Source organism: Levilactobacillus cerevisiae (assembly GCF_003946245.1).
Lineage (GTDB): Bacteria > Bacillota > Bacilli > Lactobacillales > Lactobacillaceae > Levilactobacillus > Levilactobacillus cerevisiae.
In genome coordinates this window covers 24,980-46,605 of sequence record NZ_RHNN01000011.1, presented here as the reverse complement: position 1 = coordinate 46,605, position 21,626 = coordinate 24,980, and the positions used below count along the sequence as shown (strand labels likewise).

Here is a 21,626-nt window from a genome sequence, read left to right as displayed (position 1 = left end):
TTTTTATTTTGCCGTCAGGCGCTTCACGAAGTAGGTGGTGGTGACGCCCGCAAACGGGAGATCGACCACCGTCCCGTAGATTTGGTACCCACATTTTTCGTAGAAGCCGACCGCCTGATAGCTGCGAGTTGAGAGCGTGATGTTGATGACGTGCCGGTCCCGCGCTAGTTTTTCGGCGGCCCGGATCAGTTGCGTTCCCAACCGTTTGCCCCGATAGGCCCTGTCGATTGCCAGCTTGGCAATATCCAAATGGTCGTAGCGCCGTCGCATCAGGATGCCGCCAATCAGGCGTTCGTCGTCATACGCGCCGATGGCCAGGACCTCGCCCACCTGACCGTCGTAATCGAAGTGATGCTGGTCAAATTGCTGGGTGAAGATGCCTTTCAGGTAGAGGTCTAAGGTCAGTGAATCAACGCGCTTAAGGGTTGGCATGGTTGTAGTTCCTCCTCGATAAATTTCTTACTTTCCATTCTACCGGTTCTAACTTAACTTTGCTTGCGTTCAGTTTGTGAACCAATTCTAGGCAATTTAGTTTCGGATAGGCCTAGATTGGCGGGTAAAACGAAACTTTCCTGCTCACCGAAATTACGTGGTACACTCACAGCAAGTGTTCTAGTCCATTCGGAGGAGGAACCGCTTATGTTGGTTAAACTCATCACGTCATTTACCGCTTTGTTTGTGACCGTGGCCTTGGTCACGCTGGGAAGTTGTCAAACGGTCAAAGCGCCAGCCCGTTCTGCTGAGAAAAAATAGTGTCCGCCAAAGAGACCCGTCAACGACGCAAACGCATCGTTAACGGGTCTCTCTTTATTTTTGCGCTAACCACGCTGTGATCAGCGTTTCGTACGCGCCAATCAACTGTTCCTGTTCCACAAATTTACCCAGTAGGTTAATCGAGTTCATTTCCTTTTGGAACACGGGATTCTGGACCGTTAGCTGGCGGGTACGTTGCCCATCGACTCTCCCGTTCAGCGTCAACCACTTCACCACATTGGCCGGTGACTGTAGCGCGGTGAAGGTCTCAATTGACGTTTGTCGTAAGACGTTGAAGAGGTGATCGGCCATCTGGATGCCCCGACTGTCTAAGTCACCGAGGTACGTGAACTGGACGTGCTGTCGTTCTAGGGCCTGGATGAGGTCAACGTATGCCGCGTTAAAGTCGTTTCCCGACTGATTGATTAGCGGCCACTCCGGGTGTAGCTGGAGAAGCCAGGCAAATACGCCATTATTTTCCACAACGATTGCCCGCGTCGTGCGTAGCGGAAACGTTCGCATCGCTGGGATCTGCCAGGGGTTTAACGTGATTGGCTGGGGTAGGTCGGTTTGAAAGATATTGGCACAGGTAAATGCCATGCCAATCAACTTTGCCGTCACCTCTTGAATCTGCTGGGGCGCAAAGTAATTGGTCAGCACCCAGTGATAGTAGTCATACACCGCCGGATTTTCTCGGGCGTCGTTTAGACTGTGGGCCGTTAAGCCTAGGTCTACGGCCTGTTGCCCCCGTGGCGGCAGAACTTCACCATTGGCAATCCGATCAAACAACCCGTCCAATTTGGCGGCAGCTGCCGACACCCGTTTGCCCGTTGCCTGTTCATATTGCTGTTGATACTCACTCATGCCCATCCCCCCAACTCAGCGCCTCCCGGACAACGTTCACGTGGAAGCGGCCATCGTTGGGGTTCTTGGGTGCAATCACGTCATAAGCCACGTTGTCGACGCGATCCGCCAAAATTTTGTTCTGGGCACCACTCGGCATGGTCGCGATAAAGTTAAAGCCAAAGCGCGCAATGGTTTTGGCAAAGGATTTTGCCGTTTCCGGGTCCAATTTATCAGCAAATTCATCAAACATCACCAGGTACGGTGCGTCCTTCAAGGTGGCGCGCTGAAGCACCATCTTAGGTACCAGTAACAGTGGTAAGACCATTGCCTGCGCTTTTTCCGCCCCGGAGCCGCCGGACTGAACGAACTTGTCATCGACCTCTTCGTAGTGATTCTCATCACTCTGGCGCCGCTTGATCAGCACCTTAAAGGCCGACCACTGCCGGGTGTCCAAGAGCTGTTGCGCTGCCACCATAAAGCGTTCATCGTCATCGGCCACCGTTAAGTCATTGGCCAGCTTCTCCAAACGATTCTGAACCTCGGCTAGAAGTGCGGGCCGTTCCTGGAGCTGCGGGTCACAGGCTTCTTCGATGATTTTAGGTTCCACGTCGGCCGGCGTCAATTCAATCTTCAACTTGATACTCTGTTCGCGACTAACGCCCTCCGTTAACATCCGGTTGTAGTCGGCAATCAAGAGGTACTGCGCGGTGATCCGCTGAACGGCGGCCGCCATGTAGGTATCCTGGGCAACGTTATTGCCCGTGGTTAACTCCGCCAACTTTTTTTCCACGTGGCTTTCGTCCGTGGCCATCAAGAGGAGTGCCCGATTAATATCAAAGGCCACGACGCTCAGGCCATTTTGATTCACGGACCGCTGTTGCCGCATGGCGCTGGCAAAATCCGCGTAACCGCGCTCCTCAAAAATGGTATCCAAAGCGTTACGGTCAATGCCGTCACTATTATTCTTATGAATCAGGCGACCAATCCAATCACTGATATCGCCGTAACTACTCGTCCGCACCTCACTGTTGTGCTGTTGCACAAAGGCCAGCGCCTCAATAATCGTGGTTAACGTAGCGTCAGCCGGCACGTAGGGGGCCAACGTCTGCAAGCCTAACTGTCCCTGATCCTGCAACTGCTGTAGGCGTTTTTCGAGGCTGGCCCGGTCATCTTGTGCCGAACTGATGCGGCCTTCCGCGTTTGCCCGTTGGTTATTCAAGGTTTGTTGCTCGACGGCGAATTGTTGCTGGTCACGTTCTGCTTGACCAATTTTCTGATCGATCTGAGTATCAATCACCAGGGCATCCCGCCGCGTCTGCGTATCGCTGATCTCGGTTTCGACCTGTTGGGCGTCAAACCCAGTTTCCACCTGCGCCACCACATCAGCAATCTGTTGCTCGAAAAAGGTCTGTTGACCGGCCAACTGGCTTAACTCACGCGCCATGTCGGCTAAATGGCGAACCATATCGGCCAGAGATTTTTGCTGCTGAGTCAGGCGCGTTAAAAAGTCTGCCTGGGCAAGAATCGTTTTTAAATCGGGATGGGCGGTCAACGCGGCCTGTTGCTTGGCCAAAATCTCTTGGAACTGGGTATTCATTTTAGCTGCCCCGGCCTCGTGAACCTCCGCGTTATCTTGGTGCAAGTCCTTCCGTACCCGGCCCTGCAATGGCCCTTGGGCGTGTTGGTCGATGCGGGTATCCAGTTCGCCCCGCATCTCGCCCACGATTTGGACATCTTGACTGACCCGTTCCTTGGCCCGTTCATCGTCTTGGTAGCGTGTCAGGACCTTCTTCATCTGACGAATGTAGCCCATCAGTTGGTCGCTGAGTTTAGCCGGATCCACCTCGGTGACCACGTCCATCAATTCGGACAGGCCCGTCGCTTGCGTGGCTAACTGGGTCAACAGCGGCCGCAGTTCCTGCTCATTGGTCGTTTGCTGCTGAGCACGCAACGCCGCCTGTTGGTCCGTCACGTCGGTTAGTTGCGTCCGGAGTTTTTCCAACTGCTTTTGTTGCGCGCGATAGGTTGCCAGCCGTTGGGTCAGGCTTTTGATCTGCGCTTGGTATTGGTCGCGCAAGACCTCGATACTCTTTTGATTGGCCTTGTCTTGCCGCAACTGGCGTAACTTTTCCGCACTCTGCGTGAGGTTTTCCGTCAAAATTTTAAGTTGCTCGTCCACGGTCACAATCGTTTGCCGCGCTTGATCGATGACTTCCTGCTTCTTTTCGTAGTCGTGACGCACCTGACTATAGGGATCCAGCGTGGTTTCACGAATGTGGTTCAGATTGCGCCAGAAGATCTCCTTTTTCATCTTCTGTAGGCGTTTCTGGGCCTGTTTCAGCCGGTCCAAGACACCCTTGGTCTGGTTGACCTCGCGTTGGCTATCGGCCACCTGTTGGATGATTTGCGGGTCAATTCCCTCTTGCGCATTCTTCAGTGCCTCACGAATCGGCGTAAACCGGGCATTACCGGCCGTTAAAATGGGCGATGCCAGCAACCGGTAAACGGCCGCCAGTTTCCCCAGCGATTCGCCGCCCGCGAAACCGTAGACTTGCGTGGCCACGTACTCGCGGTAATTGGCCGCCTGATTGAAGAGCCGTAACTGCTTGCCCAAACCAGCGTTAGCCTGACGGAAGTCCTCTTCCGTCAGGCTCGCCCCGTCAGCGGCCGTGGTCACTACCGTCAGGGGTTCCGTCACCTGATCACTGATTGCCACGAACCACCAAGTCGGCTTGCGGCTCTCCCCAACGGCACGATGTGCGCCCAGGCCCAGAATCACTTGGCGTTTGGCCGAACGCAGGACCAGATAACTGTAGCCAGTCCGCACCTTCATGGCACCACTGCCCCAGCCGAGTAACATCCCCTCAAAGTTCCGGGTATCCCGGGCACTGTTCCGCGGATTTCCCGTATGGTCCAGCTTATCCGTCCCCTTCGCCGCGTTAAATGAAGGCGTAGAGATTGAGCCATCAATCAGCATCGGAAAGAAACAGTTGGCTAGTGTGGTCTTCCCCGCTGCGTTTTCACCGATCAGCGTCAGGTTTCCGTTTTCTGCGGCCTGCATGTCTAATTTCACGTACTTGTTAAAGTTGCGTAGATGATAGCTGGCGGGCGTTAATTGTTCTCGTACCTTCGTCAAATTAGCTCTCCTCCTCAGTTGGTTGCTCGTCTTGTTCCAGCACCGTTCGCATCACGAAACGTTTGGCAATCGGCGTGGGACTGACATACCCATTTTCCTCTGTGATCAGCGCATTATCCGTGAGGGCCTGTTTAACCAGGCTAATGCCCACTTGCTCCTCCGGAAAAATCTGCCGAATAATTAAATGAATTCTGGGAACTAATTTGTCGACCGGCAACCCAACCCCTAACGACCGGGCAACGGCAATCGCTACCACAAACGGTTTGGCCTTGCTAGGCTGATGGGTCCGGTCCAGTAGCAACGCATAGTCGTCGCCACATTCCAATTCAAACCGCTCCAGTTGGGCCCACTGCTCCGCGATTTCTGCCTTATGCACCAGGAGTTCCGGCCAGAGCTTTGAGTCGCGGCTCAAGTACCGTTTGTTCAACAGCGCCCGGTTGACCCGCTGCATAGGTGTGGTCGGTTGCGCGCTCTCGCCTGCCTGCAGGTGGTTTACCAGGCATTGCGCAACGTAATTAAAGTCCGGACTGATATCCCAATAGTCCTCCACCTCTTGCGTTTGGTCACTGGGACCTAGCTCGGGCATGTCGGGAACGAACAGTGCGAAGCGGTCCACAAATAAATGCGTGATTCGGCGGCGAATTTCCTTTTCATCCAGCTCCACCACCTCGCTGTGCACCTGACGAATAATCGTTTGCGTCGGTACCACCCGGTCGCTCTGGGCGTTTTGCAATTCTGGTAAATTAATCACGGCCTTGATGGTCGCCAACAAGACGTGCACGGACTCCGGTTCCAACCGTTTGTCCCCGAAGAGAAAGAGTAAATTTTCCTGGTAGTTATCGGGAACGACTCCCAGGAGATTTTTAAAATAGCTGTTCAATCGTTGTTGCGTGACCGTCCGTTTCAAGGCGTTGATAGCGTCGGCGGTGGTTCCCGTGGTCTGCGGCGTAATGGTACTGGTGAAGATGCCGTGATCCATTAATTGATTGATAATCAAGCGCTCCGTGGCGCGTAAATTACTCATGCGTCCTCCTTAACAAACCAGACCGCAAACGTACCGGGCAAGGTCACCGTGTAGGCCTCGCCCACACAGTGAATCTGCACGGGCGTTGCCTGTAGCGTCGTCACCTTGGCCACCGGACGACCAAACGGCGCGAAGCTATCGTAGTGGTCGTAACCCGTGGCACTGTACAGCCGAATGACTTCGTCGCGGGCGTGTTGCGAGGTGAAGGTTAAATCATGGTCCACCACCCCGTGATCAGCGTCCTGCATGACTAATTGTTGGAATTCAGCCAGACCGTCTTGTAAATCCGGTAGGTCTTCATCATCCGTGGCGAGTTGTGGATTATCAGCCGCGGTCGCCACCGTACTGGTGCGAGTCTCCGCCGCGTAGGCCACGGGGCCCATCGTGGTGGCATTTAACAGGTCGGTTTCGTCATCCAGGTCGTTGCGGTCGTATGGCAAATGCCGAGCAATCGGTTGACGAACAATTAACGATTGATACCGCGTCAGTAGCTTGTCGACTTGGCCGGTCAGTGCCTGCACGTCCACCGTTTGGCTCTGAATGTGATCGTATTCCTGACTGAGTAACCGGATTGCGCTCAGAATCGTTTGAAAGAGTAAATAAACGGTGTCCAGACTGTTGTCAATCGCCGTCGCACTGGGGTCGAAACTGGCTGCCAAGCGATCTAATTGCCGCTGCGCGTAGTCTTGGACATTTTGGAACCGCAGGAGCATTTTGGCCTGGTCTCCCGTCGCGTGGGCGGCATCCAGGTCATCGCTCCCCTGTTGGCTCCGGGCGACCCGCTTACTGAAGCTTTGCGAGTTGGCCAGCGCTTGGGTCCGCGGTCCCTGATTCAGGAGTTGTTTGAACGCCGGAATCGCCTTATTCTGCAGCTGGCTGGCCGCCGAACCCCCGTGATTGAAGGCTAAATTATTGGCCAATTCACTCAGGTCCTCGTCCAGCTTGTGCATCCCCTTCATGACGTCCGCGTAGGCCGACAACATGTTTTGAAAGTCGTTGTAAAGTTGCGTGTCGACCGCGGAGAGCTGGGGATCGGCCAACTTGGCGACGAGCTCACAGTACTCCCGAATCCGGGTAATGTTGGCCGTCACGGTATTGTCGGCGTCAATCACCTTTTGCATCATGGTTAAGTATTCAATTCCGCTACTCGTAATTTTATAAACGTAGGATTGATGCGTGTGATAACCACCATTCACCATCCGGCTCCGCACCTTGCGTGGCGAGACTTCAACTAGGCTGGCATCGTTGCCCAGTACGCCTAAAATGCGTTTCAAAACGGTGTCCGTGATGGGCTTTTCGTCTGGCTCTAAGTATTCGTTGTTGTATTTTTGTAAAAGGTAGTTGAGATCCGTGACGGCACCACTAGCTGCGCCGTCATGGTAAAGGATCGTGAGCACATGCCAGCCCGCCAACCGGTGACTCTGGCTGAGCCCCAGGTTGTTGGCCAGCAATAATTGCTTTAATTTTGGTTCCAATGTGACCGCGATGTGTGTTACCCCCTTTAAATTCACTCTCAAGTATACTGGGAAGCGGGCTGACGAACCAGCCAATATTAAGAAAATTATTTAATGGTCTATATTAATTATGCGTAGTGTTCACTATATCGATTAACCCTCTCGCCGTCAACAACTTTCTGGCCAAAAACACCCGTAAAATGATTGCGGTGGCAGTGGTCGTTTTCCAGACAGAATGTGCCACCAAATGACCCGGTCAGCGGATAGTTCATCACCGCTAACTGGCACCATCCAGATTAAATCGACCGCGATTGGTTCAACGACCGGCACGTTCCCAGCACCATACACCCGGCAACCCTAGTTGACCCCTACGCCCCATTTCCGTGGTATACTCACTGTCAAAGAAGGTCTGCCGCCATGAAACGCATTCTGAAAATCATTCTCGCCATTCTGATTCTGGGCGCCACCGCCAGTGTCGTGCTCACTCACCGGAGCACCACGCTGGTGGCCGTTCCCAGCAGTCTGGTTAGTCGTTAAGCCGTGTTAAATGCCATGTGAAAGGGAGCCGGTGACAAACGTCGCCGGCTCCCTTTTTAGTCCCTATTACTGAAACGTATGCCATTGTTTCACATGAAACATTTAATCAATCTGACCCCGCCGCTGCATGCTCCACACATTTGGCAAAATCACGGCACCGATAATCACCAGTACCCCAATGATTTGCGGCCAGCTCACGGTTTCTCCCAGCAAAATGAAGGCCACGAGAATCGACGACGGTAGCTCCAGTGACGACAGAATCGGGCCGATGCCCAGTTCCAAATACGGCATAAAAATTGAGTAGGCCACCAACGGGAAGACCATTGAGAACAGGGCAATCAGCACGCCCCACAGGATGGTATTGCCGGTCACCTTGGCCGTCACAATCTGTGGTCCCCAGACAATCGAGATCAACAGGAACGCGCCGATACACAGCAGCCACGTCTTACTCAACGCGTCCAGGTTATTGCCCAGACTGGCCGTGAACTGCATGGTACAGGCGTACGCGCAGGCTGCTAAGAAACTGAAGAATAATCCCAACGGCGACAACGCCTGCGTAATCGGAAAAAGTCCCGCCGCCAAGATCGTGCCAATCAAGACCAGCACAATGCTCAGAACCTGGACCCGCGACGGCCACTGCCGGTGAATAACGGATCCCAGCAACACCGACAGCCAGACCGCCTGCATCAACATCACTGCGGCTGCGGCAACCGGAATTAATTTCAACGACTGAATGTAGAAGGTATTCGTGAACCCGGAAGCCGTCCCGGCCGCAATCACCAGCCCAATCTGTTTCCAGTTGGTGTGCTGATAGCGTAGCCACTGTCGCCGCGCAAAGTGAATGACACCGAGAATGATCACGGCGCTCAGAAACGACCAGAACAGCAGCGGCCCATTGACCACGCCTTCACTGGCCGCAATTTTAAATAACGACGCCGGAATCCCAAAGCTGACCGCGCCTAACCCCACAAACAGGGGTGCTAACTTTTTCAAAAACTCACCTCATCTAAAAAATCTCACCTATTCATTATACATCACACCTGACAATCCCAGTGCTGGTGGTAAAATTATCGACTGGATTATCAAGGAAATTAGTCATTTTCTCTGAAACCGCTTACAACTAGTCCCGGTATTCATGAGCCGCTATTTTCAGGGGATGTAGGGTTTTAAAAACGATGGGATACATTGATAGATCAGCTCAGACACCTCAACCACTGGCAAAGCTGTATCAGAGTCTATCCATTGTAAAATGGTATGCGTGGCCCCTGCCGTGAAGAAAGCCAGCCCCTGGACTTCATGTTTAGATAATGGCTGCTGCTTATATTCTTCCATCACTTTTTGAGACGTTTGCATGCTACTTTGAAAGAGCAGCGTGGCCAAGTCGTCCGGCGCATCCAAGACCATCAATTGCTTAAAATATTCTTGATTATCCTTCATAAAATCCAACAGTTTGTTCATTGATGATCGATAATCTGGTTCCGTATACAGCAAAACATCATAGAGCGTATGCGTGTAATAAGCCGTTGCTAATTCATATTTATCCGCAAAATAACGATAGAATGTTGCCTTTGAAATATCGCTCTGCTTGAGAATCATCTCTACCGTCACGTCTTTAATGGCGTGTTTTGTTAGCAACATCTGCATCGCATTAATTAGCCTTATTCTGGTATTCATCCATCTTCACCAACCACCTTTGCATGAGACAATTATACCCTAAAGTTTCAAACGAGACTTTTACCCCCAATGGTCACTTCTACTCTTTTGTGAAATGAAATACAATTAATTACATACAAGGAGGTCTTTGAGATGGATTTTACAGATAAAGTTGTCATCGTCACGGGTGCCGGTCGTGGCATCGGTTTTGCCTATGCCAAATCATTCGCACTCGCAGGCGCCCAAGTGGTTATTGCGGAATACGATGAGCAAACGGCAGCCCAGGCTAGTGAAAAAATTAAGGCCTTAGGAAAAAAAGCAATCGCCATCAAGTGCGACGTTTCATCGGAAACGGATGTTAATCAAACCGTTTCAGCTGTCATCAAAGAGTTCGGTAAAGTTGACGTTCTCGTAAACAACGCACAACGCGTACCTGATATTCGACCAGCCGAGGAGACGACGCCTGAGGACATGAAGATGGCTTGGTCCACCGGGGCTTTCGGAACCTATTTATTTACGCATGCCTGCCTACCCCATATGAAGGCTAAAAAGTTCGGCAGAATTATCAATGTCGCCAGCATGAGTGGCGTTGTCGGCGACCCCGGCAACTCCGCTTATGGCTCAAATAAGGAAGCTATTCGTGGTTACACGCGCCAAATAGCCAATGAATACGGTGAATACAATATTACCTGTAACGTGATTTGCCCGGACGCCATGACCGAATTAGCTAAGGACTTCTTCGCAGCTAATCCTGATACTTTTAAAGACGCCAAATTACAGATTCCCCTTCGCCGTTTTGGTGATCCAGAAAAAGATATTGCACCAGTTGTCATGTTCTTGGCTTCCCCCGGCGGAAATTACATTACCGGCCAAACAATTGGCGTCGACGGTGGTATGACGGAAGCCCGTTAGTCAGTAATTTTACAATAATCCTTGCTGTCATCACAAAAACAGGTAATCATCGCAAGTAATTGCCATGATTACCTGTTTTTGATTTCTAGATGCCAACCCCCGCTACAGGACCGCTGCATCCCGCCGGTGCCAGTAGAAGAAGCCCAACGTTCCCAAACTAAAGACGACAATCATGCCTACCAGGATCCCGACAACGCCGCTAATCGACCCGCCCAGCGAAATGGTGTGGTGCAGCCCATTCATGGCGATGGTCATCGGCAAGTACGGGTGCACGGCGCGGTACAGCGGATTGGTCAGCTGAATCGGATACGTGCCGCCCGAGCAGCCAATTTGAAAGAGCATGAAAATCAGCATCAGCCAAGCGCCCGTTAGTCCCAGCCACAAGCGGAAACACGTGACCAGACTGAAGAACGCCAGGATTATCAGCAAGCTCAACAAGTACGTTTTCACCGGTTCCAACGGCCGCAACCCATTGATGTAGTAAGTTCCCAGCCACATCCCCGATGCGGCCAACATCACGAACCCCCAGAGGAAGCCCATCTTATCCAACCAGGCATTGACGAACCGCCGATAGTTGCCGTGGCGTTTGCCGGCATCGTAAATGATGTTCAAGGTGATACAGCCAACGAATAACGAAATCGTCATAAAGTACGGCGCCATCCCCGTCCCGTTGTTGGGTACGGGTGCCACGTCATGTTGAACCAACTTGATGGGCGCCGCTAGGTTCTTGAGCTGTTGCGCACTCTGCGTCGCCCGTAATTGTTGGCCGCCCTGAGCCAAGCCGTTAGCGATGGCCGTATTGGCCACGACAACCTGACTTGCCGGCAAGCCCGCTGCCAACGCCCGGGTTACCTGCGTCACTTGCCCCGCCGTGGCGGTCACCCGCTTGCCTGCCTGCGCCGTCTGCCGTTGGATTGCCTGGAGCTCCCCCTGAACGGCCGCTTGATTCAGCGTTGCCTGCAGCTTGGTCATCGCGGAATTGCCCATCTTAGCGGCAATGGCGCTCTGCCCGGCGTTGGTCTGGTAAGTCACCCGTAACTGTTGCGGATCCGTGGCCAACCGACTCAACCGGCGTGAGGTGTTCGCTGGAATTTTTAATACTAAGAAGAGCTTGCCCGACCGCAATTCCCGCTGCGCACGAGCCGCGCCCATTTCATGGAATTGCAGCGACTTGCTGCGGGTCAATTCGTGCGTCACCTGGCGCCCCCACGCCAACGTTTGGGTTGACCGGTCCTGGTTGACCACCGCCATCGGCAGGTTGTGGAGTTCCCCGTACGGATTCCAAACGGAGGCCAGAAACGTTGCCGCGTAGACCAACGGCACTACTAGAATTCCCAATAAAATACGCCACAGTGCTGGGTGCTTCTTCAAATACGACCATTCGCGTGATTTCATAATCGACATCCCCCTTAGGATTGAATGAACGGATCATTCATTCGATTACTGCCCAGTTTAATCACGCCGGCTAAAATTGCATCTTTTTCGGCCGAATCTGGCGGGCTTTACGCGGTGAGATAACAAAGGGGCCTCATTGATAACACCGGTGCAGCACCTCGCGGACCACCGCCAGCATCTCCTCGTCATCCGCATGCGCCATTTCCGTTTCAAAGCTGTCGTAGCGCTTGTGGGCGCACCACCAGAAGACGAGGTCAACGACGACCATCCCGTGCCGTTGCGGGTCTTTGAGGTCCGGTACGGTCTGCCGCAACAGCTCGCCCACCTGCTGGTACAACGCCTGCCGCTGTTGCCGGTACAACGCGGTTAGGGCCGGATTAACGGTTGGATTATGCTCTAAAATCAAAAAGTAGCGGCCGTAGCGCTTGAACGCGGTAAACAACGCCGTCAGTCGCTCGTCAAAGGACAGTGCCGTCTCCGTGGCCAACTGGCGGTTCCACGCGGTGTAGGTTGCTTCCGTTCGGCGGACCAACTCCCGCGGGTCGACTGGCTGCAAGGGATAGATAGCCCCCGCATTATCTCCAGCGGGTAACGTCGTCAAGAAAACGTGATCCAACAGTGCTTCCTTGCTACTAAACAGCCGGTACAGCGTGCCCACCGCCAGCTGCGCCCGTTGCGCAATCATCTGCATTTGGGTATCGTGATACCCCGGTTGAATGAATAGTTCACTCGCCGCCGCGTAAATCCGCGCTAATTTTTCGTTATCATCCATGATCCTCACGCTCCTCACGGCTAGTCAACCACGACCGCCAGCAAAGCGCCACCAGCTCGTCTCCATAGTCCCCACCTGGGTGGGTCACCTTACCAACACCCAATGTTTCATGTGAAACATCTGCTGGTCAAACACCCGCCAGCCCGGTATACTAAAGGTCATTAGGAGGCTCTCATGAAAATTCAAATCTTAACCCCCACCCCCGCCGAACTGGACCGCTTGCTGGCCATTTGGCTACAGGGCAACCTCGACGCCCACCCATTCATCCCCGCCAGCTACTGGCAAGGCATGGCGCCCACGGTTACGACCCAACTCCCCCAGGCCACGCTGTACGTCGCCCGCAATGACAGCGGCATCCTGGGCTTTGCCGGTCTGCAGGGAACAGACATTGCCGGAATCTTCGTCGCCCGCGACTCCCGTGACCAGGGGGTGGGCCACGCCCTGATGACCCGTTTACAGGCCGACTACCCCCATCTCAGTCTGAACGTCTACACGGCCAATGCCCGCGCCAGTCGCTTTTACCGCCAGCACGGTTTCCAAGCGCAACCGGCAGTCGTCGACCCAGAGACGCAGCAGTTGGACCAATGCATGACCTGGACGCGTGCATAATTCCCCTTGAATCGCCTTCACAAACTCGTATACTGGGGTCATGTGAAAGGGGATTCATCATCATGAAAAAACTGTTCTACGCGACCCTAACCCTGAGTGCGCTCCTCACCGGCTTGATTGCCGTTGCGCCTAGTACCCCGGCTAGCGCCAAGACCAAGCTTTACACCAACAGTAAGACCCTCCGCCACCATAAATATTGGTATTCCTATCAGAACGCCTATAGCGGCAAATGGCGGTATCAGCGGTTACATTTCGCGAAACACAGCGTCTACATCGCGACGAAAACGACCCGTAACGGGAAGTGGCACCAGTCTCACATCGCGGCCAGCCGCTACTACCTGCGCCACCACAACGGGTGGTATAGCTTTGGCACCCGCAATAGCGACAACGTCTACCACGTGAAACCCAGCTGGCGATACCTCAACAATCACAAGCACTGGACCCTCGGCGAGTTCGATTCGTCCAACGACGCCGGTGGTTACGGGACTTCACCGTATACCGTCTGGACCTACACCACTTATCTGACGGGCACCGGCTGGTACCATACTGTCAAAAATCATCCCAATTTCTAAAGGAGCTCAAGTCGCATGAATTTCAAAAAAATCACAATCACCGCCCTCACCCTCGTCGCCGTTGCGCCACTTGGCCTGCCGCTCACGGCTAACGCCAGCACCACGCTGCCCAAATCGATTCGCAGTCACACCTGGTACCGACTGACCGACGGCTCCCAGGGTGGCTTTCACGACCGGACCACCTTTAAAGGCAACCACGCCACGATTCACGTCAAAGGGACCAGCCTCCGCTACCACTGGCGCTTCACCGGCCTGAAGAAGCACGCGAAATCCACCTACTACGGTCGGCTCCACTACAGCGCCAAGACTTCAGCGCCCGTCAAAATTAAGATTTTCAATAAGACCCACTTCGACATCATCCCCAAGCACACCCCGAACCTCGCCGGCAACTACACCGGGAACGAATCGTACGGGGCGATGATTTTCAAACGCTAGCTTAACAAAGCGCCCCGAAATTCTCGCGGGCGCTTTTTCTATGGCCTAAATAGATAAGTCTAATCAGAATCAGACGGCCACTAAACCATTGTGACAGCATTGCCTAAAATAGCTTACCACGTTTAGTGACACCTACACTAAACGTGGCAACAACCAATCGTCAAAAGCTAGCGCAATAGTGTTTTGTACTAACATAACTGGTAAAACACCGTTTCAACCGGAGGAGGCCAGAGACGGAGGTAGCTGTGACAACGGTGTTAGCTGAGAATCAGCTTACAGCGTGGGACGTGTTTGGAGACTGGCGATTCCTCCAGGCTTCAAACCGAGCCGGAGGACCGTCCCTCAGGCCGCAGGCGGTCCCCATAGTAACCGGAATCTCTGGCAGCCGCAGGTGGCACCTCCACCTAATTTAACAGCGACAATCATCGTTAACCACCCTTCCGAAGTTTTTCATCTTTAGCTATGACAAAAATTATAAACTCTCGGTGAGATTCTCAATGGTCACCCGGGTTAGCGTCGGTTATAGTTAAGTTAATTATTTCATGAACGTTTAAATGTAACCGTTCTCACAAACGTTCACCACTACTTTAATTTTGGAGGTCATTCCTATGAAAGGTTCCACGAAAATCAAGCCCCAAGACGTGATTGCGCCAATCGACCGGCGACTGTACGGCTCATTCATTGAACAGCTGGGCCGCGCCGTCTACACCGGCGTTTACCAACCCGGCCACCCCACTGCCGACGAAGATGGGTTCCGGACCGACGTGATCGACGCCGTGAAGGAACTCAACGTGCCCCTGATTCGCTACCCCGGCGGCAATTTCCTGTCCCAGTACCGCTGGGAAGACGGCATCGGTCCCAAGTCACAACGGCCCGTCCGTTTGGATTTGGCCTGGCGTGAATTGGAAACGAACCAGTTTGGCCTCCACGAATTCATGAAGTGGGCGGACAAGGTCAACGCCGTGCCGAACATGGCCGTTAACCTGGGCACCCGCGGGATTCAGGAAGCCGCCGACCTGGTGGAGTACTGCAACTTCCCTCAGGGCACGTACTTGAGTGATCTCCGCCGGCAGAACGGCGCGGAACAGCCATTTGCCATCAAGACCTGGTGCCTGGGCAACGAAATGGACGGCCCGTGGGAAATTGGCGCGAAGACCGCGACCGAGTACGCGCACCTGGCCAACGAAACGGCTAAGGCCATGCGTCGCGTGGACGATTCGCTGGAGCTGGTCGCCTGTGGGAGTTCGTCCATGGACAATCCGACCTTTGGCGAGTGGGAAGAAACCGTTCTGGATGAGTGTTACGACAACGTTGACTACCTGTCGCTGCACCGCTACTACGGCTACTACAACGACGATGACCCGACCGAACTCGACAATTTCTTGGGCAAGAACCTCGACCTGGATGCGTTTATCAAGGGGGTCGTTGCCATGTGTGACGCGGTCAAGGCCCGCAAGCGGTCGACCAAGACCATCAATCTGTCCTTTGACGAATGGAACGTCTGGTACCACTCCAACGATGCCGATACCAAAGTAACGCCATGGCAGGTGGGGCCACATTTGCTGGAAGACGTCTACAACTTTGAAGACGCCCTCTTGGTGGGTAGCCTATTGATGACGCTGTTGCGCAACGCCGACCGGGTCAAGATTGCCTGCCTGGCGCAGCTGGTCAACGTGATTGCGCCCATCATGACGGACACGGACGGCGGCGTGTGGAAGCAGTCCATTTTCTACCCGTTCATGCAGGTCGCCAACCACGGCCAAGGCGAGGTGCTGGTCGATCACAGCCAGTCCGCCACCTACAACTCCCGTGAGTTCAAGGACATTCCGTACCTCGACACGGTCACGACCTACGACGCGGCCAGCCACACCATGACGGTCTTCGCCGAGAACAAGCATCAAACGGACACGCTCGACTTTGACCTCGACCTGACCGACTTCACGGTCGACCACGTCATCGAGGCCACCCAGTTCGCCGGCTAAGACGTGAAGGCCGACAACCGTGACGGTAAAATGCAGCTGCGGCCGTTGCCCGTCAACGCGCAGGGCCATCAGGCCAGTGTGACGCTGGCGCCGCTGTCTTGGAACATGATCCGCTTCCAGGTGAAGTAGCCTGAGCAATTCTTAACACCTAATGAACTGATTTAATAGACACCAAAAGCAGACCTGGCCATCTCACGCCACGTCTGCTTTTTCAATTCGCCTGGTCTCCTGACCGGACGTTTTTTTCGGAAATAAATTTAGCAATGGCCAAGTCCGCGGCCGCTCCTAAAACTCCGGTCTAAGTCCCAAGTCATCCGCCAGAATCATTTGCTCGCCAGCACCGGACCAGCGGTCTAACTGCGCGTTGATGGTTTTCTTGGAGTAGCCAGCCCTGCGTTCACCATTGCCTTCGTTTTCACTGCCGGAATCTTCCCGCCGAATCGGGCCCGCCCCCCGCACACAGCTGGGCAGCGCAACTTCATCATGGACCAATTCCTCGGCCGTCAACACTTTTTCCAAACTGATTTTGTGGAGCCAGTCCTCCCCAAAATCATACTCGTAGACCACGGGGCCCGCATCCAGGTCCGGATAAACGTAGCTCTCCGCCGCAATTCTTTGCGAGACCTGATGAAACGGATTGTCGGCCAGCTCGGGATCAAATTCCTGAACAATCAGGCTATCCTGATCTTTTTCTGTATAAAATTGATATAAATGCATATTTTGCCAACCAAACGACAATTGAATCAGCACGTGCAATTGGTCATACCGCAGACCGATTGGGACCACTAGTTTACGCCACGTACTGGGTTTGCGATCTTGCAACTCAACCTTAATTTCCATTGCAATCGGAAATGCCATGCAACTCACCCCACTATTTTTTCTTTAGTATACCGAATTGACTTGATCTGTTAAAGAGTTTTCTCCAAGCTGATTCACGAAATTTGTCAGTCATTTCTGGCAATCATCCCCGCTTTTGAGCCAACCGCCGTTCCGCCAGAATCGCCTGCAACTCAGCCTGCTCAGTTAGGCTCGTGTGCCGCAAACCTTTAATCTTCGCCACCGTTTTCTGGACCACTGGCAGGGGTAAAACTGCCCGCAACAGCTGGTAAACGGCCGCTTGATTCTTAGGGAAGGCCGCCTTCAACAGCCACGCCTGGCCCATTTGCACGTAATAGTCGTCACTGTCCACACTCGCGGCCAACCGTAGCGTCTGCGCCGTGTCCGTTGGGGTGAGATAAAATTTCAGCAGGAAAACGAGTCCCGTGCGCTGGATCCACGGGTTGGTCGCCTGCAGGTAGCGCTGAATCGTGGGGAGAAAGGCCGGCTTGAACTTGGGCACCTGCTGGCAGTGGACGACCAGGTCACACATCGCCCAGCAATCCACCCGCGTCAAATAGGCGTCACAATACCGGGTGAAGGCCGCGCAGCCGATTTTCATGCGACTCAGCACAAAGCCCTGCACGATGACCGCCTCGTAGGATTCCGCGCCCGCGACCTGCAAGAAGCCGACCGGATCCCCGCGACTAATCGTGGTCCCCAACGCGCGCAACTGCGGCATTTTCAGGCCCCAGATGGGATAGTCGGTCGGCACCAGCCGCGCCATGTGCTCCCGCAGCGTGGCGCCCCCGGCCTGTTCGAGTTCCGTTAGAAATGTCTGATACGTCTCTGCCGTCCAAATCGTCGTTGCCAGATCCATGTGGCTACCTCCCGTCAATTGTCAGAGTTTCTGGTCGTCAAATGCCCGCCGCTACAGCGCAACCAACGCCTTGGCGACGGCCTGGTCCACGATCAACACGTTGGCGTGCCCGCCGACCAATGCCGCGTGAATCGGCTGGAGTTTGGCCTGACCCCCGGCAATCAAAATGGCATAGCGTTTCTTCGCCAGCTGGGGCAGAGGGATGGCGACCGTTCGTTGGTCCAATTCCGGCACGGCTAACTCCCCGGCGGCCGTGATGTAGTGGGAGAGCACGTCGCCCACCGCCGTCGTCTGGAGCTGGTGAATTTGCGCATCGTCGAGGTAGCCCGACTGAAAGAGCATGGCGGTTGGTCGCGTCGTTCCGACCGTGTACAGCGCGATATCGGCCGCATTGCCCTGGGAAACGACCTGGTGAATGAACTGGTCGCGCATGGCCAGCTGCTTGACCTTGGCATCCCCGAAAATAATCGGCAAGGGTAAGAGGCTCGCCTGCGTGTGAAAGGCCTGGTTAAATTTCTGGGTAATCGCTGCTGAGAAATTGTCCTCGCCCGAGTTGGTCACGCTCCCCTTGAGCTGCACCAGCCGCACGTTTTGGCTGTGACTGGGATGCAGGTGGTTGGCCACGGCCGCCATGGTCCGGCCCCAGTTGATGCCGATGGTCACGCCGTCCGTCACAATTTGATCCAGGTAATTTGCTGTGACGGCCCCCAACTGTTCCAAAATGCCCTGCTCATCGTAGTTCGCCTGCTCTGCAATCACCACGTCCTTGAGGTGATACTTCTCCTGTAGCTGCTGGCGAATGACCGCCGTATTTTCAAAGGGGTCCTGAATGGTGATGGTGACGATATTATTTTCCCGCGCCAGTTGGAGCGACTTGGACACCGTCGGCCGGGACAGGTTCATCTTCTGGGCGATTTCCTGCTGGCTGAGGTCGTCTTGATAGTAGTAACGACTGATCGCCAAAATCCGTTCAATTTGTTTTTTAGACAGTGCCATGCGATTTCCTCCATCTCAAATTTACTGATAGCCCTATTTTACCACACTTTACATTTGATATATTTTCTATTTTACATTTGTAAGAAAGCGTGGTAGATTAAGAGGGTAGATTTGAACCTAACAGAAAAGAGGACATGAACATGACTGATTTAAACCGTACCATCGACCATACCCTACTCGCTCCGGAGGCCACGCAAGCCGACATTGACCGTATCGTTGCCGAGGCTAAGGAAAACCACTTCCGCTCCGTGATGATCAACCCGTACTGGGTGGCCTACGCGCACCAACAATTGGCAGATACCGATGTCAATACCGACACCGTGATTGGCTTTCCTCTGGGCGCGAACACCACGGCCATCAAGGTCGCCGAAGTCTTGCAGGCCGTGAAAGACGGCGTGGATGAAATTGACGTGGTCATGAACATTGGCGAATTCAAGAGTGGCCATTTGGCAACCGTGACCGCCGACCTGACCGCCGTCATCAATGCGGCCCACGACAACCACAAGTTGGCCAAGGTCATCATCGAAACGGCCCTGTTGAGCGACGAAGAAATCATGCAGGCGTCCAAGCTTGTGGCCGACGCTGGCGCCGAATTCGTTAAGACCTCCACTGGCTTCTCGACCCGTGGCGCTAGCATTAAAGACGTGGTCCTGATGAAGAAGGCCGTTGGCGACCGCATCAAAGTCAAGGCGTCTGGCGGTGTGCACTCCAAGGATGAGGCCGAAGCCATGATTGATGCCGGGGCTTCCCGCTTGGGTACGAGTTCAGGTCTGAAGGTCATTGGCAAGGCCTAAGCTGACCAAATGTTCCACATGAAACATTTAGCGGGCTCACGTGGTCAGTTACCGCCTGGACAACGACCACGTGAATCTGCCACAGCAATTTTTCCTTGACTCACCACCAGCCACGTGCGATACTACTCGTGGTGCCAAACCACGGTGGGGGTACGCGATCGGTGCGCAAGCATTCAGAAGGTCGCCGCACCTCACCACATGCAGTCTCGAGTAGAACGCGAGGCTGCTTTTTTTGTACCGATTTTTAGGGAAATTGGGTAAAATAACTGTCGTAATGCCGGCGATTGTCGGTACAATGGAACTAGCACTTTGGCGCCAAGCACCCCTTAACTCGAAAGAAGGTTCCCCATGAAAATCATCATCGCACCGGCCAAGAAAATGGTCGTCGATACCGATACCTTTGGCGTTGATGGCCTACCCCAATACCTTGACCAGACGCAAGCCATCCTGGCCCGGCTCCGACAACTGGACTATGCCGCGGCGAAGACGTTGTGGCACTGCAGCGACAAGCTTGCGCGACCCAATTACAATTGGCTCCAGCAACTCGACCTGCAGCGCCAGTTGACGCCCGCACTCCTGGCCTACTCTGGGATTCAGTACCAGTACATGGCGCCGGACCTGTTTACCGCCCCGGCCCTGGATTACGTCCGTAACAATCTGCGGATTCTCTCGGGCTTCTACGGGATCCTGCGGCCATTTGACGGCATCGTCCCCTACCGCTTGGAAATGCAGGCGAAGTTGCCGGTCGCCGGTGCTCGCAATCTGTATGATTTCTGGGGCGACCGCCTCTACCAGGCTTTGGTTGACGGCGCGGAACCGATCATTAATCTGGCCTCACAGGAGTACGCAAAGGCCATCACGCCCTACCTGCAGAACCCGGACCAACTAATCACCATCGTGTTCGCCAGCCTGGTCAACGGCAAACTGGTCACCAAGGCCACTCTCGCCAAAATGGCCCGTGGCGAAATGGTCCGCTTTTTGGCCGAACACCAAGCACTGACGGCAGCCGACGCGACCGCCTTTGACCACCCCGACTGGGCATTTGCAGCGGACCGATCGACGGCGACGCAGTTGGTTTTTATTTATCAAAAGTAGACGCAAAAATCATCAACTTCCCTGTGATAAGGTGGTTGATGATTTTTAGATTTTTGGGCGTTTGGTGCTAAACAGCGCGTACGGCTGAAGAGGGCTTAAAGCGACGGTGCCTTTGGGCTGCTCGTCTGGCCGACGCGTTCACCCGCCTAACGTTAATGATATTTATCAGAATCACATTATTTCATTTAATTCACTGAAAGTTTAAGCATTTTTCCATTAAGCGCGTAAAATCATTTAGCCAGTTTTAAAAATAAGTCTGGGCGGAAATCATTTCTCAGGCTCTTTTGGTGTCCCCACATTTCTACTGCCGAAACGTGCGACAACAGGCAGCTGGCTGTTGTCCTACTCTTACTTCCCTCCAGCCAACTTCAAAAACCCGCGCATCCCCGCCAAATTCAGCGTCACCATGCGCTGGCGAAATTCTGCTGACGACAGGTCGCCCAGCTGCTTGGTAATGTAGAGCCGAAACAGCGTCAACGTGCTGTCGATCAGGAAGTTCACGCCAATCTCGGCGTCCAGGGCGCTCAGCTGATAGTCCTTTTGAAAATCCGCCGCTAACCCCGCTGCCACGCGGTATTTCACCCGACGTGAGAGAAAGCTGTAGTCGTCTGACGTCAGGATAAACGTATAGAACGTTGGCGCCTCCTCGAAGAAGGCACTCAACCGGTCAAACCAGACGCCCGGATGATTCAGCGGCGCGTGGTTGGCCGGCTCCCGCAATAACAATTCTAATAATTGATCCGCAATCTCCGCGGTGAAACTATCCGCCAAATCATCAATCGAGTCAAAATGTAAGTAAAATGTCTTCCGATTGATATTGGCCTCCGCGGTTAACTGTGCCACGGTGATTTCGCGAAACCGATACTGCTGGGCCAGTTTTCTAAAGGCCGCTCGCAGCGCCTGATTCGTTCGGACGACTCGTCTATCCGTCATCGAATCCCTCCCGTTAGACCCCAGATGTGGCG

19 protein-coding genes and 1 pseudogene are annotated in these 21,626 nt (G+C 53.9%); 7 read left to right on the top strand and 13 right to left on the bottom strand.

Going from position 1 to position 21,626, the window contains the following annotated elements; all coding sequences use genetic code 11:
* Positions 1-3 precede the first annotated feature (3 nt).
* The 7 genes from EKM99_RS06910 to EKM99_RS06880 form a co-directional block, all read right to left on the bottom strand.
* Entirely contained in the window at positions 4-432 is a 429-nt protein-coding gene (locus EKM99_RS06910) for a GNAT family N-acetyltransferase (protein ID WP_125582214.1), read from the bottom strand.
* Positions 433-807: 375 nt separating this feature from the next.
* Complete coding sequence (locus EKM99_RS06905) at positions 808-1,617, bottom strand: DUF2399 domain-containing protein (RefSeq protein ID WP_125582212.1); 810 nt, start codon at positions 1,615-1,617, stop codon at positions 808-810.
* The gene (locus EKM99_RS15790; RefSeq protein WP_225419809.1) at positions 1,610-4,735 is read right to left on the bottom strand and encodes an SbcC/MukB-like Walker B domain-containing protein; all 3,126 of its coding nucleotides are present in this window, start codon (positions 4,733-4,735) and stop codon (positions 1,610-1,612) included. The genes EKM99_RS06905 and EKM99_RS15790 overlap by 8 nt, the downstream gene beginning before the upstream one ends.
* Position 4,736: 1 nt before the next feature.
* Positions 4,737-5,759 carry a hypothetical protein gene (locus tag EKM99_RS06895; RefSeq protein WP_125582210.1) on the bottom strand — a complete coding sequence of 341 codons (1,023 nt, stop codon included), beginning with the start codon at positions 5,757-5,759 and terminating at the stop codon, positions 4,737-4,739.
* On the bottom strand, positions 5,756-7,246 hold the full coding sequence (locus tag EKM99_RS06890) for a hypothetical protein (protein ID WP_125582325.1): 1,491 nt from the start codon (positions 7,244-7,246) through the stop codon (positions 5,756-5,758). The genes EKM99_RS06895 and EKM99_RS06890 overlap by 4 nt, the downstream gene beginning before the upstream one ends.
* Positions 7,247-7,852: 606 nt before the next feature.
* Positions 7,853-8,743, bottom strand: a complete 891-nt coding sequence (locus tag EKM99_RS06885; protein ID WP_125582208.1) for an EamA family transporter — start codon at positions 8,741-8,743, stop codon at positions 7,853-7,855.
* A gap of 156 nt (positions 8,744-8,899) precedes the next feature.
* The gene (locus EKM99_RS06880) at positions 8,900-9,424 is read right to left on the bottom strand and encodes a TetR/AcrR family transcriptional regulator (protein WP_125582206.1); all 525 of its coding nucleotides are present in this window, start codon (positions 9,422-9,424) and stop codon (positions 8,900-8,902) included.
* Positions 9,425-9,556: 132 nt separating this feature from the next.
* Here EKM99_RS06880 and EKM99_RS06875 point away from each other — a divergent pair, with 132 nt between their 5' ends.
* On the top strand, positions 9,557-10,315 hold the full coding sequence (locus EKM99_RS06875; RefSeq protein WP_125582204.1) for an SDR family NAD(P)-dependent oxidoreductase: 759 nt from the start codon (positions 9,557-9,559) through the stop codon (positions 10,313-10,315).
* 102 nt (positions 10,316-10,417) lie between these two features.
* Here EKM99_RS06875 and EKM99_RS06870 read toward each other — a convergent pair whose 3' ends face one another.
* Positions 10,418-11,710: a YhgE/Pip domain-containing protein gene (locus tag EKM99_RS06870; protein WP_125582201.1), complete on the bottom strand. Its 1,293-nt coding sequence runs from the start codon at positions 11,708-11,710 to the stop codon at positions 10,418-10,420.
* A 133-nt stretch (positions 11,711-11,843) separates the two neighbouring features.
* Positions 11,844-12,482, bottom strand: coding sequence for a TetR/AcrR family transcriptional regulator (locus tag EKM99_RS06865; protein ID WP_125582199.1), 639 nt, complete (start codon positions 12,480-12,482; stop codon positions 11,844-11,846).
* A gap of 174 nt (positions 12,483-12,656) precedes the next feature.
* Here EKM99_RS06865 and EKM99_RS06860 point away from each other — a divergent pair, with 174 nt between their 5' ends.
* The 4 genes and pseudogenes from EKM99_RS06860 to arfA all read left to right on the top strand — a co-directional run bounded on the left by EKM99_RS06860 (position 12,657) and on the right by arfA (position 16,209).
* On the top strand, positions 12,657-13,091 hold the full coding sequence (locus EKM99_RS06860) for a GNAT family N-acetyltransferase (protein WP_125582197.1): 435 nt from the start codon (positions 12,657-12,659) through the stop codon (positions 13,089-13,091).
* Between the two features lie 62 nt (positions 13,092-13,153).
* The gene (locus EKM99_RS06855) at positions 13,154-13,663 is read left to right on the top strand and encodes a hypothetical protein (protein ID WP_125582195.1); all 510 of its coding nucleotides are present in this window, start codon (positions 13,154-13,156) and stop codon (positions 13,661-13,663) included.
* A gap of 15 nt (positions 13,664-13,678) precedes the next feature.
* A complete protein-coding gene (locus EKM99_RS06850; protein WP_125582193.1) occupies positions 13,679-14,098 on the top strand; it encodes a hypothetical protein in 420 nt (139 codons plus the stop codon).
* 608 nt (positions 14,099-14,706) lie between these two features.
* Positions 14,707-16,209: pseudogene (arfA, locus tag EKM99_RS06845) on the top strand (arabinosylfuranosidase ArfA).
* A 156-nt stretch (positions 16,210-16,365) separates the two neighbouring features.
* On the opposite strand, the gene EKM99_RS06840 reads toward arfA, so the two are convergent.
* From EKM99_RS06840 to EKM99_RS06830, 3 genes are all read right to left on the bottom strand, one after another.
* Positions 16,366-16,938 (bottom strand): plasmid pRiA4b ORF-3 family protein, encoded by a 573-nt coding sequence (locus EKM99_RS06840; protein ID WP_125582191.1) that lies wholly within the window; start codon positions 16,936-16,938, stop codon positions 16,366-16,368.
* A 103-nt stretch (positions 16,939-17,041) separates the two neighbouring features.
* Positions 17,042-17,776 (bottom strand): DNA alkylation repair protein, encoded by a 735-nt coding sequence (locus tag EKM99_RS06835; protein WP_125582189.1) that lies wholly within the window; start codon positions 17,774-17,776, stop codon positions 17,042-17,044.
* A 51-nt stretch (positions 17,777-17,827) separates the two neighbouring features.
* A complete protein-coding gene (locus tag EKM99_RS06830) occupies positions 17,828-18,772 on the bottom strand; it encodes a sugar-binding transcriptional regulator (protein WP_125582187.1) in 945 nt (314 codons plus the stop codon).
* A 140-nt stretch (positions 18,773-18,912) separates the two neighbouring features.
* Here EKM99_RS06830 and deoC point away from each other — a divergent pair, with 140 nt between their 5' ends.
* Together deoC and yaaA are read left to right on the top strand one after the other, a co-directional pair.
* The gene (gene deoC / locus EKM99_RS06825) at positions 18,913-19,566 is read left to right on the top strand and encodes a deoxyribose-phosphate aldolase (RefSeq protein ID WP_125582185.1); all 654 of its coding nucleotides are present in this window, start codon (positions 18,913-18,915) and stop codon (positions 19,564-19,566) included.
* Between the two features lie 348 nt (positions 19,567-19,914).
* A complete protein-coding gene (gene yaaA / locus EKM99_RS06820) occupies positions 19,915-20,661 on the top strand; it encodes a peroxide stress protein YaaA (RefSeq protein ID WP_125582183.1) in 747 nt (248 codons plus the stop codon).
* A 348-nt stretch (positions 20,662-21,009) separates the two neighbouring features.
* Here yaaA and EKM99_RS06815 read toward each other — a convergent pair whose 3' ends face one another.
* A complete protein-coding gene (locus EKM99_RS06815) occupies positions 21,010-21,594 on the bottom strand; it encodes a TetR/AcrR family transcriptional regulator (RefSeq protein ID WP_125582181.1) in 585 nt (194 codons plus the stop codon).
* Positions 21,595-21,626 lie beyond the last annotated feature (32 nt).